Annotated in this window: 14 protein-coding genes; 8 read left to right on the top strand and 6 right to left on the bottom strand. The window is 45.2% G+C overall.

Going from position 1 to position 15152, the window contains the following annotated elements; translation table 11 throughout:
- Positions 1–99: 99 nt before the first annotated feature.
- The 4 genes from hmpA (at position 100) to FTU90_RS04355 (ending at position 3537) form a co-directional block, all read left to right on the top strand.
- The gene (gene hmpA / locus FTU90_RS04340) at positions 100–1311 is read left to right on the top strand and encodes an NO-inducible flavohemoprotein (protein ID WP_005094157.1); all 1212 of its coding nucleotides are present in this window, start codon (positions 100–102) and stop codon (positions 1309–1311) included.
- An 89-nt stretch (positions 1312–1400) separates the two neighbouring features.
- Positions 1401–1853, top strand: a complete 453-nt coding sequence (locus FTU90_RS04345; protein ID WP_100357821.1) for an Rrf2 family transcriptional regulator — start codon at positions 1401–1403, stop codon at positions 1851–1853.
- An 88-nt stretch (positions 1854–1941) separates the two neighbouring features.
- Positions 1942–2886 carry a ribosome biogenesis GTP-binding protein YihA/YsxC gene (gene yihA, locus FTU90_RS04350; protein ID WP_005168732.1) on the top strand — a complete coding sequence of 315 codons (945 nt, stop codon included), beginning with the start codon at positions 1942–1944 and terminating at the stop codon, positions 2884–2886.
- 231 nt (positions 2887–3117) lie between these two features.
- Positions 3118–3537: a VOC family protein gene (locus tag FTU90_RS04355; protein WP_180050822.1), complete on the top strand. Its 420-nt coding sequence runs from the start codon at positions 3118–3120 to the stop codon at positions 3535–3537.
- On the opposite strand, the gene FTU90_RS04360 is transcribed toward FTU90_RS04355, so the two are convergent.
- Positions 3534–4772 (bottom strand): dicarboxylate/amino acid:cation symporter, encoded by a 1239-nt coding sequence (locus tag FTU90_RS04360; RefSeq protein ID WP_034608350.1) that lies wholly within the window; start codon positions 4770–4772, stop codon positions 3534–3536. The genes FTU90_RS04355 and FTU90_RS04360 overlap by 4 nt on opposite strands.
- 176 nt (positions 4773–4948) lie before the next feature.
- Positions 4949–5821: an acyl-CoA thioesterase II gene (locus FTU90_RS04365; RefSeq protein WP_005094170.1), complete on the bottom strand. Its 873-nt coding sequence runs from the start codon at positions 5819–5821 to the stop codon at positions 4949–4951.
- Positions 5822–6106: 285 nt separating this feature from the next.
- Between FTU90_RS04365 and plsB the strand changes: the two genes are divergently transcribed.
- Positions 6107–8674: a glycerol-3-phosphate 1-O-acyltransferase PlsB gene (gene plsB / locus FTU90_RS04370; protein WP_159138633.1), complete on the top strand. Its 2568-nt coding sequence runs from the start codon at positions 6107–6109 to the stop codon at positions 8672–8674.
- A gap of 138 nt (positions 8675–8812) precedes the next feature.
- Here plsB and FTU90_RS04375 read toward each other — a convergent pair whose 3' ends face one another.
- A complete protein-coding gene (locus tag FTU90_RS04375; protein ID WP_159138634.1) occupies positions 8813–9628 on the bottom strand; it encodes an NAD(P)H-binding protein in 816 nt (271 codons plus the stop codon).
- Between the two features lie 33 nt (positions 9629–9661).
- Between FTU90_RS04375 and recG the strand changes: the two genes are divergently transcribed.
- Positions 9662–11707, top strand: a complete 2046-nt coding sequence (gene recG, locus FTU90_RS04380) for an ATP-dependent DNA helicase RecG (RefSeq protein ID WP_159138635.1) — start codon at positions 9662–9664, stop codon at positions 11705–11707.
- Complete coding sequence (locus tag FTU90_RS04385; protein ID WP_074383589.1) at positions 11694–12329, top strand: ComF family protein; 636 nt, start codon at positions 11694–11696, stop codon at positions 12327–12329. The genes recG and FTU90_RS04385 overlap by 14 nt, the downstream gene beginning before the upstream one ends.
- Before the next feature lie 3 nt (positions 12330–12332).
- Here the strand turns inward: FTU90_RS04385 and FTU90_RS04390 are convergent, their stop codons facing one another.
- Positions 12333–12734: an NUDIX domain-containing protein gene (locus FTU90_RS04390; RefSeq protein WP_159138636.1), complete on the bottom strand. Its 402-nt coding sequence runs from the start codon at positions 12732–12734 to the stop codon at positions 12333–12335.
- 31 nt (positions 12735–12765) lie between these two features.
- A complete protein-coding gene (locus FTU90_RS04395; RefSeq protein WP_005094184.1) occupies positions 12766–13356 on the bottom strand; it encodes a TIGR00730 family Rossman fold protein in 591 nt (196 codons plus the stop codon).
- 152 nt (positions 13357–13508) lie between these two features.
- On the opposite strand from FTU90_RS04395, the gene FTU90_RS04400 reads away from it, so the two are divergent.
- Entirely contained in the window at positions 13509–14522 is a 1014-nt protein-coding gene (locus FTU90_RS04400; protein WP_005168743.1) for a CorA family divalent cation transporter, read from the top strand.
- 325 nt (positions 14523–14847) lie between these two features.
- Here FTU90_RS04400 and FTU90_RS04405 read toward each other — a convergent pair whose 3' ends face one another.
- Positions 14848–15138 (bottom strand): STAS domain-containing protein, encoded by a 291-nt coding sequence (locus FTU90_RS04405; RefSeq protein ID WP_005168745.1) that lies wholly within the window; start codon positions 15136–15138, stop codon positions 14848–14850.
- Positions 15139–15152: the final 14 nt, after the last annotated feature.

Here is a 15152-nt window from a genome sequence, read left to right on the forward strand (position 1 = left end):
TAATTTTTTTATGGTTTTATTAAAAGATGTATTTACAAGGCATGCTTTAAGATGTATTTTAAATACATCTTATAAATAAACAGCCATGAGAGATCAAACATGACTCCGCAGCAAATTGACCTTGTAAAAGCAACAGTGCCTGTACTCCGCGAAAATGGTGTGGCACTCACGGGCTATTTTTATAACCGCATGTTAGGCAACAACCCTGCCCTTAAAGAAACGTTTAATATGGGTCACCAACGCAGTGGTGCACAGGCGCAAGCTCTTGCCGGCGCTGTATTGGCCTATGCCGAAAATATTGAAGACCCATCTGTACTTTTACCTGTGGTTGAGCTGATCGCGCATAAACACGTGAGCTTAAACATTCAAGCGCCAGACTATAATATTGTGGGTGAAAACCTGCTGCATTCTATTAGTGAAGTATTAAGCATCCCGATGGAAGATCCATTAATTGATGCTTGGGCTACAGCTTATGGTCAATTGGCTGACTTGTTCATCAGCACTGAAAAAACGATCTATGAGCAGCATCAGCAAACCAAAGGTAGCTGGTTAGGCTGGCGCAATTTCAAAATTGCCCGAAAAGTAGTAGAAAGTGACGAGATTACTTCAATCTATCTACAACCGGTAGATGGTGGCGATTTACCGAAATATGAAGCGGGTCAATATATTTCAGTTCGTGTATTCGTAGAAGAACTCGGCTTAAAACAGCCGCGTCAATATACGCTTTCAACCAGCCCTCAAGCAGACTATTTGCGTATTTCAGTTAAACGTGAACCGGGCAATGGCGCAGATCAAGTTGCAGGTTGGGTGTCTAACACTCTACATGGTTTGCCGGAAGGTTCAGAAATTGAAGTATCTGCACCAACAGGTAACTTCTACCTGATCGATCCAGCTAAACGTAATGTGTTTATCAGTGGTGGTGTTGGCCTGACGCCAATGATCGCGATGCTGAACCAGCTGGTGACTCTGGATATGCCACAACCTGTGACCTTTATCCATGCTTGCCGTAGCAAACAGGTTCATGCGATGCACCAGCATATTCATGACCTGAAAGCAAAATATCCGCGCTTAAGCACCCTTACTGCTTATGAATTTCCACATCAAGCTGACAAACTGGGTGAGGATTATGATGTAGCAGGTCGTCTGGATCTGAGTACAGTTGATGCAGCGCTGTTACCAGTCAATGCCGATTACTACCTTTGCGGCCCAATGCCATTTATGGCAGAACAGCAAAAAGCACTCGTTGCCCGCGGTATTCCTGCTGAAAATATTCATAGTGAAGCATTTGGTACAGGTGGGGTTCACCACTAAGCCCTCGCTTCAAGCTGAATAGGTGGGGCTAGTCTGGTTATGCTAGACTAGCCCTTATCTATTTAATTCTTAAAGATATTAGTGCGATCATGCAATTAAACAAATTTACCGACTATGCTTTGCGTATTTTAATGTACATCTCCCAGCCGCGAGATACGCTGTATACGATTGCGGAAATTGCGCGAGATTTGTATGTGTCACAAAATCATTTAATGAAGATTGTGCATTTCATGTCGAAACAAGACTGGATTATTGCCACACGCGGTAAAGGCGGCGGCATCCGCTTAAATCCTACTACACTAAATCTAAAACTCGGTGAGATCGTGCGTAGCTTGCAGGGTGAAAATCATGTGATTGTCGAATGTAATACCCCACCCTGCGTACTGCGTAGCAATTGTGGTTTAAAAGGTATTCTCGACCATGCGCTGGAACAGTTTTACCAAAGCCTGAACCAATATACCCTGGCCGATGTGCTCACCCCATCTAACCAATCTCATTTTAGTACTGTTTCTCCAATCGGTTTAATTAACCTGATGGATTAAGTTGCAATAGCATTGCAAAGCAAAGTTCGCTTGCCTGTGCGACTTCCTTTATAATGTTTCTTTGTAGATCATTTATTGAAGTTGAGTTATGCACCACAGCAGAGGAAAATCCAAAAACAGTAAGACAGCCCATGCACCCAAGCAAAAGATCAGCTACGAGAAAAAAGTTGATTCTGCTATTACTGAATATTCTGTGCGCTCACTCAACTGGCTACGCAAAGCCGAATTTTTAATGAGTGCACCAAAACTCAGTCTTTGTGTAGAAGATACAGGCTATGAAATTGCTTTTGCCGGTCGCTCCAATGCCGGTAAATCCAGTGCGATTAATGCCCTGACCAACCAGAAACAGTTGGCACGTGCATCAAAAAGACCCGGCCGCACCCAGATGATTAACTTTTTTAGCTTGGGTAATCCAGATCAGCGTCTGGTCGATTTACCAGGCTATGGCTATGCTGCCGTACCAGAGGCGATGAAAATTGTTTGGCAAAAAGAACTGGAAAATTATCTGATTCATCGCAAAAGCTTACAGGGCTTGGTGCTGTTGATGGATATTCGTCATCCGCTACAACACTTTGATGTGATGATGCTGGAATGGGCTTATTCACGTCATTTGTTTGTGCATGTTCTTTTAACCAAATCAGATAAGCTGAATCGTGGCCCTGCCTCTAAAGCGCTTCAGGAAGTCAAAGCCGCATTAAAAAAAATGAAACTGGACTTCTCGATTCAATTGTTCTCCTCTATGAACAAAGAGGGACTTGAAGAACTGGCCAGCGTCATGGGCGGCCGTCTGAATTTCACTTTAGATCAATCAACTCAATTTGATTTGGACAGTATTCCGGAAGTATCGGCTCATGATCTAAATCAATTCGATGAACCAGTTGAACTCGACTCTGGGTCTGATGCAACTGCTATTGGTGAGGTTTCACCGCATGACTTAAATGAAGCTGAAGAACCGCTTGAATTACTTGAGCAGGATCAGTCAGAACTTAAAGCAGCAGATGAGCTAAACCAGAATAAACGCTCAGCTGAATAATCAAATGACAAAATATTTGATTGATTAATTTAAATTAAAAACCTCCGTTATGCCGCATAACGGAGGTTTTTTTCTAAGGTGATTTTCACCATATCAAGCTGGTCAAGTGATAGCAGCGCCGGATTGATCAGATTTACCTGTTTTTACATGAAGACTGCATTGTTTACTTAGTGATTAAATCCTGATTCATATTAGAATAAATCTTGATCAGCCTTAGATCAGGAACCCATTATGAAACCATCTATCTCTGTGATTACGCTGGCTGTTCAGGACATAGAACAGCCATTGCAATTTTATTGTGAGGGTTTAGGCTTTAAAAGTGACGGAATTATGGGGCAGGAATTTGAATATGGTGCGGTGGCGTTTATTCAACTGCAATCCGGTCTTAAGCTTGCCTTATGGCCGCAGCGCAGCCTTCAGCAAGATACCGGTCTTGAATTGAGCCCGATCTGCCCAACCCAAATGGCGCTGGGACATAATGTCTATAGTCCATTAGAGGTTGACCAGATCATGGTACTGGCTGAACGTGCGGGCGCTAAAATTATCAAAGCTGCACACACCACCTTTTATGGCGGATATGCTGGTTATTTTCAGGATCCCAATGGTCATCTCTGGGAAATTGTCTGGAATCCGGACTTAGATAAAGATTAAACCGGCGCTTCAGGTTCACGGGTATGCCGGTCTACCACCACACTGATCATCATATCGCCCTGCACATTCACCACGGTACGTACCGTATCCAGTAAACGGTCTATCGGCAATAAAATCGCAATCGCCTCGGCAGGCAATCCCACAGATTGCAACACCATAATCATGGTGACCATGCCAGCGCTTGGAATCCCAGGTGCGCCTAAGGATGCAATCATTGCCGTGGCACAGACCACCAGCTGTTGCCCCAGACTCAGATCCAGCCCCATTAAATTGGCAATAAACAAGGCGGCGGCTGCTTCATAGAGTGCTGTGCCATCCATATTCAGCTGTGTTCCCAGTGGAATCACAAAACCTGCCGTATGCGGACGTACGCCCAGATTTTCCTGCGCACATTTCATTGACAGTGGCATGGTGGCCGAACTGGAACTGGTGGCAAATGCGGTAATTAAAGCAGCGCGTGTGCCTTTAAAGAACGTGATCGGATCCATCTTGCCAAAAATCCACAGCAATAAAGGCAATACCACGATGCCATGGAAAATGGTGGTTCCGGTGACCACGGCCGCAAATTCAGCCAGACGACTGAGTACCGAAATATCCTCAGTCGCGATCAGCTTGGCCAATAAAGCAAAAATACCGAAAGGTGCCAGTTTCATCACCCAGCCAATCATCAACATCATGATTTCAAAAAACTGGTGACTCAACTTGCGCACGGTACGGAATTTATCTCCGCCTGCGACCAGTGCCACACCGACAAACAAGGCAAAGACCACCACTGCCAGGACATTGCCATCTGAAAATGCCTTAAACGGATTGATCAGAGTATTTTGGATAAAATTGGTAAAGAAAGAAGATGGCGTTAAGGTGTCCGGAGTCTGATGCTGCGCCATGGCATCCTGGAACATCAGTACATCGACACCCTTGCCGACATCAAACAGATGTGCACAGGCCAGACCTAAAATGAGTGCCAAAGTCGTTGTGGTCACACAGCACATCAGGGTGATTTTCCAGGTGCGATTCAGTTGTCCGCCTGCCTGTAGATTAGATACCCCGACCACAATCGACGTAAAAATTAGCGGAACCAACAGCATTTTTAATAAGCCGATAAAAACACTGCTGACGATGCCGATGCCGTATAAACTGACATCAAAAAATGAGGTCTGCGGAAATATTGTGAGTAAAAATCCAAACAGCACCCCCAATACGGCGGCAATTAAAATTTGCGTATTTAAGCTCATCTTTTCATGCATTTTAATATAGATCTTAAGCGGCACTATGCCATGCCGATTCTACAGAATCGAGTAATATTTTATAAACGCGTGCCTAGAACAAGATCTCAAATAATGATTGTTCTGCGGATTAAAAACAAAAAAACCGAATCTGGGATTCGGCTTTTTGAGCAAAAATATAAAAATTATTGGGTTTCGATTTCACGTAAGCGGATCAGCCCTTCCTGCGTGGTACTACAGACCAGTTCGCCATTCTGCCACATCCGTCCAAAATTCAGACCACGCGAACTGGCACTCTGGGTGGCATCCATGTCATATAGCATCCATTCATCGGCACGAAATGGCTTATGGAAGTACATGGCATGGTCAATACTGGCACATTGCAGGCTTGGCGAAATATAGCTCAGACCATGTGGACGCAGTGCCGTGGTCATCAAGGTAAAGTCTGAATAGAAAGCGGCAATGGCCTGATGCAAAGAAATCTGATCCACTTCTGCAGCAATTCGGTCATGCGTGCGGATATAGTGCGCATAAGACGGCGCTTCCGGTTGCGGCTGAAACGGATTTTGCGGATTGATCGGGCGAATCTCGACATGACGATCACGGGTGAAAGACGCACGGACATTTTCCGGAATAAACTCAATCATTTGTTTGATCAGTTCTGCTTCATTTTTCAGGCTTTCTGCTGGCGGATATTCCGGCTCTGAAATCTGGTAATTGAGACCTTCTTCCTGATGCGCAAAAGACACCATACACATAAAAATAGTGCGACCATGCTGAATCGCACGTACTTGACGGCTGACAAAGCTCTTGCCGTCACGGATACGATCCACTTCATAAATAATCGGTGCATTGACATCTCCACCAAACAGAAAATAGGCATGTAACGAGTGTGCCGGACGGTCTGTGGTATAAGACGCAGCGCGGAGTGCCTGCCCTAAAACCTGCCCACCAAACACGCGCTTGCCCACCAGATTACGGCTGATTCCCCGAAAAATGTTTTCTTCTAACTTTTCCAAGCTGAGCAGCTCGACCAGTTCCTGTGTTAAGGCATTCATAAGCAACCTACGTAATATTGGAGATATCCCAAAAATGGAAAAACAGATCTAAATAATTAATCTGGAATATTCTGCCACAAAATCAGACCGAAACTCTAAAGATTGCATGACTGTTCTGTCATACTGATGTCATAAGTGACTAGGAAAAGCATCTGCTTTCACGCTAAAATTAGAGCACTTCTGTTGAAGTTGTTAAAAAAAGATATATGGTTTCGCTTTGGAAACCCGCAAAAATAAACCCCCTCAGAAGTCCTGTGGTTTTGGTCAGTAAAATTAGGAGCAGCTATGTCCAAGAATGGCTTTGGTCAAATGTATCGCAAGCTTTCAAGTAAGCTACTTGATCTTGTGGTTACCCCTCATGTTCTTGGGGAAGTACCAAGTGAAGTGACAGCACCTGAACCTGATCAGACTGCAACAGAATCGCGAAAGCTGGTCTGCTACGTTTTACAGAACCATTCGCGTAGTAATGCGCTGGTCGTCGATGCAGAAACCCGCCGTTTAAAGTTGCCAGCTGCGCTCGATCCAATGCAACTGGGCAATAGTAAGGAAAAAGCTTCGCTGCTGTTTTTACAGCATCATGATGAAAATAACCTGCTCAGCTCACCGCCGCATGCGTTTCCGCCGCGCCTGTTACGCCTGATTGAAATCCTGGAACAACATCCTGGACTAGATGTGGAATTGGTACCAGTCACGGTGCTTTGGGGACGTGAACCTGAAAAAGAAGATTCCTGGTTCAAACTGCTATTTACCGATACCTGGTCTACGCCAAGCCGGGTCAAGCAACTGGTCAATATCGGTCTGCATGGCCGTCAGTCTTATTTAGAGTTTCACGAACCCCAGTCTTTACGTGCCATGATTGAGCATGCCAAAGAAACGCATCCAAATTCAGCGCCAGCGACTTATATTGTTAGCACTTTAAATGATTATCTGGATGGTCAGCGCGAAGTGATTCTCGGGCCGGATCTGTCCGATCGCCGTAACGTCATGCACGGCCTCATCAAATCGCCAGATGTACAGGCTGCGATTCGCAATGACAGTATTCGCAGTAAAATCTCGATGCTGGAATCTGAACGTCGTGCCATTGGTTATCTGAACGAAATCGTTTCCGATTATTCTCATTCGACTGTACGTTTTGCCGATAAAGCTCTGACCCGCTTATGGACGCAACTCTATGACGGCGTAGAAGTACATAATTTCAGTACCGTGCGTGAACTGGCCAAAGATTATGAGATTGTCTATACCCCATGTCACCGCAGTCACATCGACTATTTATTATTGTCTTATGTGATCTATCGTCGTGGCTTGATGGTGCCGTATATCGCTGCGGGCGATAACCTGAATATGCCTTTTGTGGGTCAGATTTTACGTGGTGGCGGTGCGTTCTTTATCCGCCGTACTTTCCGTGGCAATGCGCTCTATACCACAGTCTTTAAAGAATATTTATATAGCGTTCTGTCACGCAATACCCCACTGGAATACTTTATCGAAGGTGGTCGTTCACGTACTGGTCGTTTGCTACCACCTAAAACTGGGATGCTGGCGATGACCGTACATGGTCATTTACGCGGCAAAGCCAAACCAATTGTCTTTGTACCGACCTATATCGGTTATGAACGCCTGATGGAAGGTGGCACTTATGTCGGTGAAATGAGTGGCAAGCCAAAAGAAGCTGAGTCTATTTTTGGTATTGTCAAAACCCTGCGCAAAATTGAACGCATTTTCGGTAAAGTGCATCTGAATTTTGGTGAGCCGGTATTTCTGGATGACATCCTGAAACAGCATGGCGCAGAAAATATTAAAATTGAAAAGAACGATGATCCAATTCCACAAGCAGTTTCTGATGCAGTAAACAGCTCTGCGCAAGCGATTCTGGAAAATATCAACCGTGCAGTGGTGATCAATCCGGTATCGCTATTATCGTTGATCCTGTTGGCGACACCGAAACATACGCTGGATGAAGAAATCTGTATCAAGCAGCTTGATACTTATCGTACCCTGCTGGCGGCATTACCTTATGATGAACGGATGGAAGTAACCCCGCTTTCAGGCAAAGAAATTATTGCCTATGCAATGAAGCTGAAACTGATCAAGCGGGTAAAACATGTGCTGGGCGATATCATTGCCATTGAAGATAATCAGGCAGTTTTGCTGACTTATTTCCGTAACAATATCGTGCATTCCTTTGTGCTTCCGTCATTGATTGCAGCACTGGCTGAACACAATGGAACGATTCGCCGTGATGATGTCGTCAACATCAGCAGCACCCTGTATCCATTCCTAAAAGCAGAGCTGTTTTTAAAATGGCGTGAAGATGAGATTCAGGATCAGGTCAATGCGCATATTGATAACTTGATTTCTGCCAAACTGATCACGCAAGATGGTGAAAATCTGCTTGCTCCGGCACCCAATACTGAAGTCCATCATCAGCTCGAAGTTCTGGCTGCACCAGTGACTCAAAGTCTGGAACGTTATTACATGACTTTGGCACTGATTACCCAGCGTGGTTCAGGCAATATTTCGACCCGTCAGGTTGAAGAATTGAGCTATCTGGTCGGTCAGCGCCTGTCTGTGCTATATGAATTCAACTCGCCAGAATTCTTCGACAAAGCCCTGTTTCAGAGCTTTATTAAAGTCTTAACCCAAAAAGGTTATCTGTGTACCAATGACGACAATGCCATTGTTTTTGATGAGCAGCTGACCAACGTAGCGCAATATGCAGATCTGGTACTGGATGAAGTGAAATTACAGATGTTGCATCACATCACCGCCTTTACCGATGAAGAACTCAAAGAAGCACTTGATGCAGTTGCGGCTGAACAAGCCAAGAAACGTGCCAAGCGCAAAAAGAAGTAAAGCTTTTATTCTCTCTCCTTTCAGGAGATGGGAAGCAATGCTTCATAAGGGGATGAGGGGGAATTTAAAATCCTTCCCCTTCTCCCCAGCTCTCTCCTACAAGGAACGGGAATTTAATCCTCCCTTTTTAAAGGGAGGTTAGGAGGGATTACTTTTCCTCATTAGTTCCAAATAATCCTCAAAAAAATCTGTATGCTTTAATTCAAATCCTGTTTTTTGCATCCGAGTGGCATAGAGCTTTTTACCGGTGACCTGCTTGTTCTCAACTTCGAGTAAAGGCAGCCCCATCTGCTGCTGAAACCATTGCAAGACTTCATGTAAAAGCTGTGGCTGGTTATTGCTCACAATATAAGAAGACTCAGGATGTTCCACGTGAATCATCTGTGATAAGAAACGTGATAAATCTTCGATATGAATCCGGTTTGACCAGTGCAGATTTGGATAGCTGGTCGTAGATACTGCCATTTTTTGTAAGCGCTCTACCGATGTTCCATAAATTCCACTTGGGCGAATAATTGTACATTGCTCAGGATAAGCCGCTAAATAGATCTGCTCCATCCGATGCAGGATTTTTCCTTGTACATCGTTGGGATGTAGAAGCGTTTCATCATTGACATTTTCTCCAGCATTTTGCCCATAGACCCGTGTCGATGACACCACCACAATCCGCTGCACTGGATGCTGTTTCAAGGCAGTGACAATCGGCTGAACTGAATCCAGATAGGTCTGTTGATAACCATCGACAGCACTTTGTTTTGGACTAAGCAATACATAGACCCAATCAATCGGTGTGACTGTCGTTAAATTCAGTTTATGCACATCTTGAATCAGATGAGTTGCAAAGGAATCTGTTTTGGGACTTGAGCTAATTGTGCTAATTTGATGACCTTGCTCAAATAGTTGTTTAGCAACACGTCGGGATGTTTTACCATAACCGATAAATAAAATATGCATTGAGCACCGAATCACAAATCTGGTTGAGGGGACATGGCTGCAGTCCATCAGTTACAAGGCGTTGGCAATGCCGCCGCTGCATTACTCGAAAAATTAAATATCTTCAATACTGATGATTTGCTTTTTCATCTACCACGTGACTATGAAGACCGTAGCACGATCATTCCCATGAATCAATTGAGCGTGGGGCGTAGCTATTTGCTCGAAGGTATCGTCAAAGGTGTGGATTTCCCGCCGGGTAAACGCAAGTCCATGGCTGTATTACTGGATGATGACTGCGGTAAAGTCACTTTGCGTTTTTATCATATTTATAAAGGCATCACCGATCGCTGCAAGCTCGGTCACCGTTTAAGAATTTTTGGTGAAGTCCGGGTCGGTGCGCGCGGTCTGGAAATGTATCATCCCGAGCTGCAAGTCATTACTGAAGATACCCCGCTACCGCAAACCCAACTTACCGCGATTTATCCGGCCACTGAAGGTCTGACCCAGCCAAAAATACGCGATTATATTCAGCAGGCTTTGGCTCAGTATAGCGATCATCTGCCTGAACTGCTGCCAGCAAAATTTAGCAATGGTTATGCGTTAAAACAGGCACTGGAATATATCCATCATCCGCCAGTCAATGCCAATATGTTGCAACTGGCACAAGGTTCGCATCCCGCACAGCAACGCCTGATCTTTGAAGAACTGGTGGCGCATCAGATCAGTTTATTGACCCGGCGTGCCTTTATTCAGCAGGTTGAAGCCCCTTCATTTACACCGAGTAAAACCTATGCCAAACAGCTTCTGACCAGTCTGGCTTTTGAAATGACCGGTGCGCAAAAACGTGTATCCAAAGAAATCGCACAAGATTTAAAAGCCAATAAACCGATGTTACGTCTGGTACAAGGCGATGTCGGTGCCGGCAAAACATTGGTGGCCGGTGTCGCAGCCTGTCATGCCCTGGAAGAAAGCTGGCAAGTGGCGTTGATGGCCCCTACCGAAATTCTGGCCGAGCAGCATTATCTCAACTTTAAACGCTGGTTTGAGCCACTAGGTCTTAATATCGCTTGGCTGTCCGGCAAGCAAAAAGGCAAAGCCCGCGCCGCAGCGGAACAGCTGATTCGGGACGGGAGCGCCCATCTGGTGATTGGCACCCACGCCCTGTTTCAGGAGAATGTCGAGTTTGCCAAACTCGGTCTGGTGATTATTGATGAGCAACACCGCTTTGGAGTCGATCAACGTCTTGCACTCAGAAATAAAGGTCTGGATGGCATGTCCCCGCATCAGCTGGTGATGACCGCAACCCCGATTCCCCGCACCTTGGCCATGTCGGCTTATGGTGATCTGGATACCTCGGTGATTGACGAGCTGCCACCGGGTCGTACCCCGATTCAAACGGTGACCATTCCACTGGATCGGCGTGAACAAGTTCTGCAACGTATTGCGACGAATTGCGCTGAAGGCAAACAGGCCTATTGGGTCTGTACCTTGGTGGAGCAATCCGAAACTTTAGATGCCCAGGCCGCGGAAGCCACTTTTGCCGAAATTCGGGAACGCTTTCCTGCGCTGAATATCGGTCTGGTACATGGCAAAATGAAAGCCGATGAAAAACAGGCGGTGATGCAGCAATTTAAGAATAATGAATTACAGCTACTCATTGCCACCACCGTAATTGAGGTCGGGGTCGATGTACCCAACGCTTCCATTATGGTGATTGAAAATGCCGAACGTTTAGGCCTGTCACAGCTACATCAGCTACGTGGCCGGGTCGGCCGTGGTGCCAAAGCCAGTTTTTGCGCCCTGCTATACAAGCATCCGCTGTCGCAAAACGGTCAGGAACGCTTAAGAATCATGCGTGAAACCAATGATGGTTTTATGATTGCCGAGAAAGATCTGGAATTGCGTGGGCCAGGTGAATTACTGGGGACTAAACAAACCGGCGATATGAATTTCCGCGTGGCCAAACTTGAACGCGATGATCACCTGCTCAATCAGGCACATTATGTGGCGCAGCAAATTTTAAAAGATTATCCAGATCAGGCTGAGGCGTTATTACAACGCTGGCTACCGGAAGCACCGCGTTATGCCTATGTTTAAATTACTGGCACAGGGAATCTCCAAGCTGAATACGCTTCAGCCCTGCCAGTTGTGTCAGACTGATTATCAGAGCATTTATTCAGTCTGTCAGGATTGCTGGCAGCAGTTGCCGTGGATACATCAAACCATTCAGCGTCAAGAAATGCAGTTTCAGATTGCCTGCGATTATGCCTACCCAATGGATCGGTTGATTCAGCTGTTTAAATATGAACAGAAGCTGCATTTGCAAAATTTACTGGCCGGTACGCTGTTGAGTTTAGAATTACCCAAAGTCAGTGCAATAGTCCCGATGCCGATCTCGACTGAACGCCTGGCCGAACGCGGTTATAATCAATCTCTGGTGCTGGCCAAGCATGTGGCGAAAAAATTGAATGTTCCCATCTGGCAACCTGTTAGCCGGCTGAAACAGCATTCACAAAAAGGCTTAAGCCGTCTGGAAAGAATCGAAGATATCCAGTCGCAATTTCAGATCAGTACACCGTCTAATATTCGTTACCGACGCGTACTGATTATTGATGATGTGGTGACAACCGGCAGTTCGATTCTAGCGCTCACTCGAAAACTTGAAGAGCTAGGCTGTCAGAAAATTTATGCAGCCTGTCTGGCAGGTGCACAAATCTAAAATTTAAGCTTGGGCGAGTAAATGTGACTTCACCCAAGGAATCACAATTTCAGTGGTCAAGGGTGCCAGTAGCACCTCGTTTTCATCCAGATCAACCCATTTCATTTCAGCGATTTCTGCTTCAATTTTAGGTGCTTGATCGAGACTTACCCAATAGACATAACTCACCAGTTGATGATCAGGTTCATTGGCAGTCTGGGTTTCAAAACGGCCAATGAATTGCTGAATCTGGGCTTGCGTGCCAATTTCTTCCTGAATTTCACGCAACATGGTGGCTTCTGGGGTTTCATTTGGCTCCAGCTTGCCACCGACCTGCATAAAGCAGGATGTTCCTTGCTTGCGAACCACCAGCAGTTGCTGCGCTTCATTTAAAATAATGGCTGCAGCCACCGTAATCACTTTCATTTATTTTCTACAATTGCGTATTCTGGATAACTTATTTTACAAGGTCGGTCTGATCAACCATACCCCATTTGGCTTCAGGCGGCTGATAACTTTCGAATTGGCGCAAAATATCGTCCAGATCATCACTGATAATCAAAGCCTCAGTGAAACGTGATTTAGTAAAACCCTTCTCCGTGGTCATACGGATGAATTTAATCAGGTCATCATAAAAACCATCGGTATTGAGAAAAGCACAAGGCTTCTGATGAATCCCCAATTGTGCCCAGGTCCATTGTTCAGAAATCTCTTCCAGTGTTCCTGCACCACCGGGAATGGCAATAAATCCCTGAGCCAGTTCCGACATCCGGGTTTTACGCTCATGCATATTATCCACCACATACAGCTCGGTAATATGTGGATGTGCCAGCTCACGATTGACCAGCTGCCTTGGAATTACGCCTATCACCTTACCGCCCGCCGCCAATGCACTATCAGCCACAATACCCATTAAGCCAGAACGACCTCCTCCATAAACCAGCGTTTGCTGTCGTGCCGCCAGAGTCTGACCGACTTTTTCGGCAACCTGCGTATAAAGAGGATCCGAGCCAAGCGCTGAACCACAAAAAATTGCGATAGAATTCATCATTTCATCCTCTAATTGACGCCATATTGTACGAAATCGCGGCAAGTGCGCTTTTTACCAAAATAACTGCTTAATATCAGTGTTTTTATTCAATTCCTTGTCTAAAATACACCCATTCCAATTCACATACTGCGCCCGGGAGAAAAGACAGCATGCTTGAAGCCTTTTACGCCACAGAGCGCGGTAGCTTAGAAGATATCACGATTAATGGTGATTTCGACCTGCATCCAGATTTAGTCTGGCTTGATCTGATTGCGCCTTCACAGGAAGAGCAGCAATGGATTTTAGATGCCTACGAGCAAAATTTACCGACCTTAAAATCGCTGGAAGATATTTCCTCGAGTGCCCGATTTTACCGTGATGATGACGGTATTTTGCATATCAGCACCTATTTTTTAACCAAGAATAAAAACTATCAGGTCGAAAACGAACACGAAGATGAATCCAGCATGCTGGCAACAGTACAAACTGTTGCATTCATTCTGCACAAGGATCGTCTGTTTACCTTGCGTGGTGAAAAACTGGTGGCTTTTCGTGCCTTTCGTGCCCGCGCGCGCCGCAATGATTATGAAATCGATTATAAAGATCCAACCTGGATTTTATTGGGCTTACTCGAAGCCAAGCTGGATGAGCTGGCCGATATTCTGGAAGATGTGCATAAAGATTTAGAGAAATATTCAACTGAAGTGTTGAATAACCGCCATCGTGAACAGATTCTGGATCTGGATGACATGATTACCCGCTTGGCGCAACTTGAAGATATGTTGGGTAAAGCGCAACTGTGTTTAATCGATTTACGCCGCGTCCTGACCTTCCTGTCGCGTCCACGCGCCTTGGGCAGTCATATTTATGATGCGGATATTCGAGAACTGAGTGAAGATGTGCGCTCGCTGGTCGAGCATGATGCTTTCTTGTTCCAGAAAGTACGTTTCCTGCTCGATACCACGTCCGGATTCATTAACACTGAGCAGAACGATACCATTCGTCGATTCTCGATTCTGCCGAGTATGCTTGCGCCACCAATGCTGATTGCCAGTATTTACGGTATGAACACCGAAGTGCTGCCCTTTGCACAAGGCACCATGAGTTTCATCATGGTCAGTATTATTTTAATTGGCTTCCTGATTGGCCCATTGATTTACTTTAGATGGAAGAAGTGGATCTAGAATCCCTCCTAACCTCCCTTTTCAAAAGGGAGAGATGTTTCCTGTCAGGGAGAGGTTTTTTTATTAGATATCCCTTTCTAAGTCTCACTTGCTCTTTAATTAAAGTGAAGCGCAAGAAATGCCTGTATTTAATTCATATTTATTTAATCCCTCTTCAACTTCTCTTTAAAAAGTGAAGAAAATGGTTAGGGAGGATTTTTACACCCCTCTCTCTAACTCTCTCCCTGAGGCAGAGAGGACGTGCAATCCATATTTAGATCTATTTGATTTGAATGATTTCTTAAAATTTGATCACAATAAAAAAGCACCTTTCGGTGCTTTTCTTTTACTGAACGATGTTTAAATCATCCTGCAAATGGCTGGCCTGAATGATATTCATCATTTTAGCAGGAACAGCTTTAAACTGTAGCCCTTGAGCCTGAGGAGTCTGGCGCAGCCAGCGCACCAAAACTGCCAAAGCCAAAGTACTGCCACTTTCAAGCTCAGCCAGATTAACCACAAGTGGAAACTTGCTTTGTGACTGGATCACACGCAGACCATTTAAGTAATAGTCCTGTGCATTGTCATAGTCAATCTTGCCTGAAACCTGTAGTTCCTGATCATTGAATGTAATCACGGCTCACCTGTTTG

The organism is Acinetobacter sp. YH12200, assembly GCF_013418175.1.
Lineage (GTDB): Bacteria > Pseudomonadota > Gammaproteobacteria > Pseudomonadales > Moraxellaceae > Acinetobacter > Acinetobacter pseudolwoffii.

Excerpts from the sequence above, each read along its gene's own strand:
- FTU90_RS04390 (WP_159138636.1), bottom strand. The coding sequence starts at position 12,734 with ATGAAAGTGATTACGGTGGCTGCAGCCATTATTTTAAATGAAGCGCAG.
- FTU90_RS04345 (WP_100357821.1), top strand. The coding sequence starts at position 1,401 with ATGCAATTAAACAAATTTACCGACTATGCTTTGCGTATTTTAATGTAC.
- FTU90_RS04365 (WP_005094170.1), bottom strand. The coding sequence starts at position 5,821 with ATGAATGCCTTAACACAGGAACTGGTCGAGCTGCTCAGCTTGGAAAAG.
- FTU90_RS04400 (WP_005168743.1), top strand. The coding sequence starts at position 13,509 with ATGCTTGAAGCCTTTTACGCCACAGAGCGCGGTAGCTTAGAAGATATC.
- hmpA (WP_005094157.1), top strand. The coding sequence starts at position 100 with ATGACTCCGCAGCAAATTGACCTTGTAAAAGCAACAGTGCCTGTACTC.
- FTU90_RS04355 (WP_180050822.1), top strand. The coding sequence starts at position 3,118 with ATGAAACCATCTATCTCTGTGATTACGCTGGCTGTTCAGGACATAGAA.
- FTU90_RS04375 (WP_159138634.1), bottom strand. The coding sequence starts at position 9,628 with ATGCATATTTTATTTATCGGTTATGGTAAAACATCCCGACGTGTTGCT.
- FTU90_RS04385 (WP_074383589.1), top strand. The coding sequence starts at position 11,694 with ATGCCTATGTTTAAATTACTGGCACAGGGAATCTCCAAGCTGAATACG.
- plsB (WP_159138633.1), top strand. The coding sequence starts at position 6,107 with ATGTCCAAGAATGGCTTTGGTCAAATGTATCGCAAGCTTTCAAGTAAG.
- FTU90_RS04395 (WP_005094184.1), bottom strand. The coding sequence starts at position 13,356 with ATGAATTCTATCGCAATTTTTTGTGGTTCAGCGCTTGGCTCGGATCCT.
- FTU90_RS04360 (WP_034608350.1), bottom strand. The coding sequence starts at position 4,772 with ATGAGCTTAAATACGCAAATTTTAATTGCCGCCGTATTGGGGGTGCTG.
- yihA (WP_005168732.1), top strand. The coding sequence starts at position 1,942 with ATGCACCACAGCAGAGGAAAATCCAAAAACAGTAAGACAGCCCATGCA.
- recG (WP_159138635.1), top strand. The coding sequence starts at position 9,662 with ATGGCTGCAGTCCATCAGTTACAAGGCGTTGGCAATGCCGCCGCTGCA.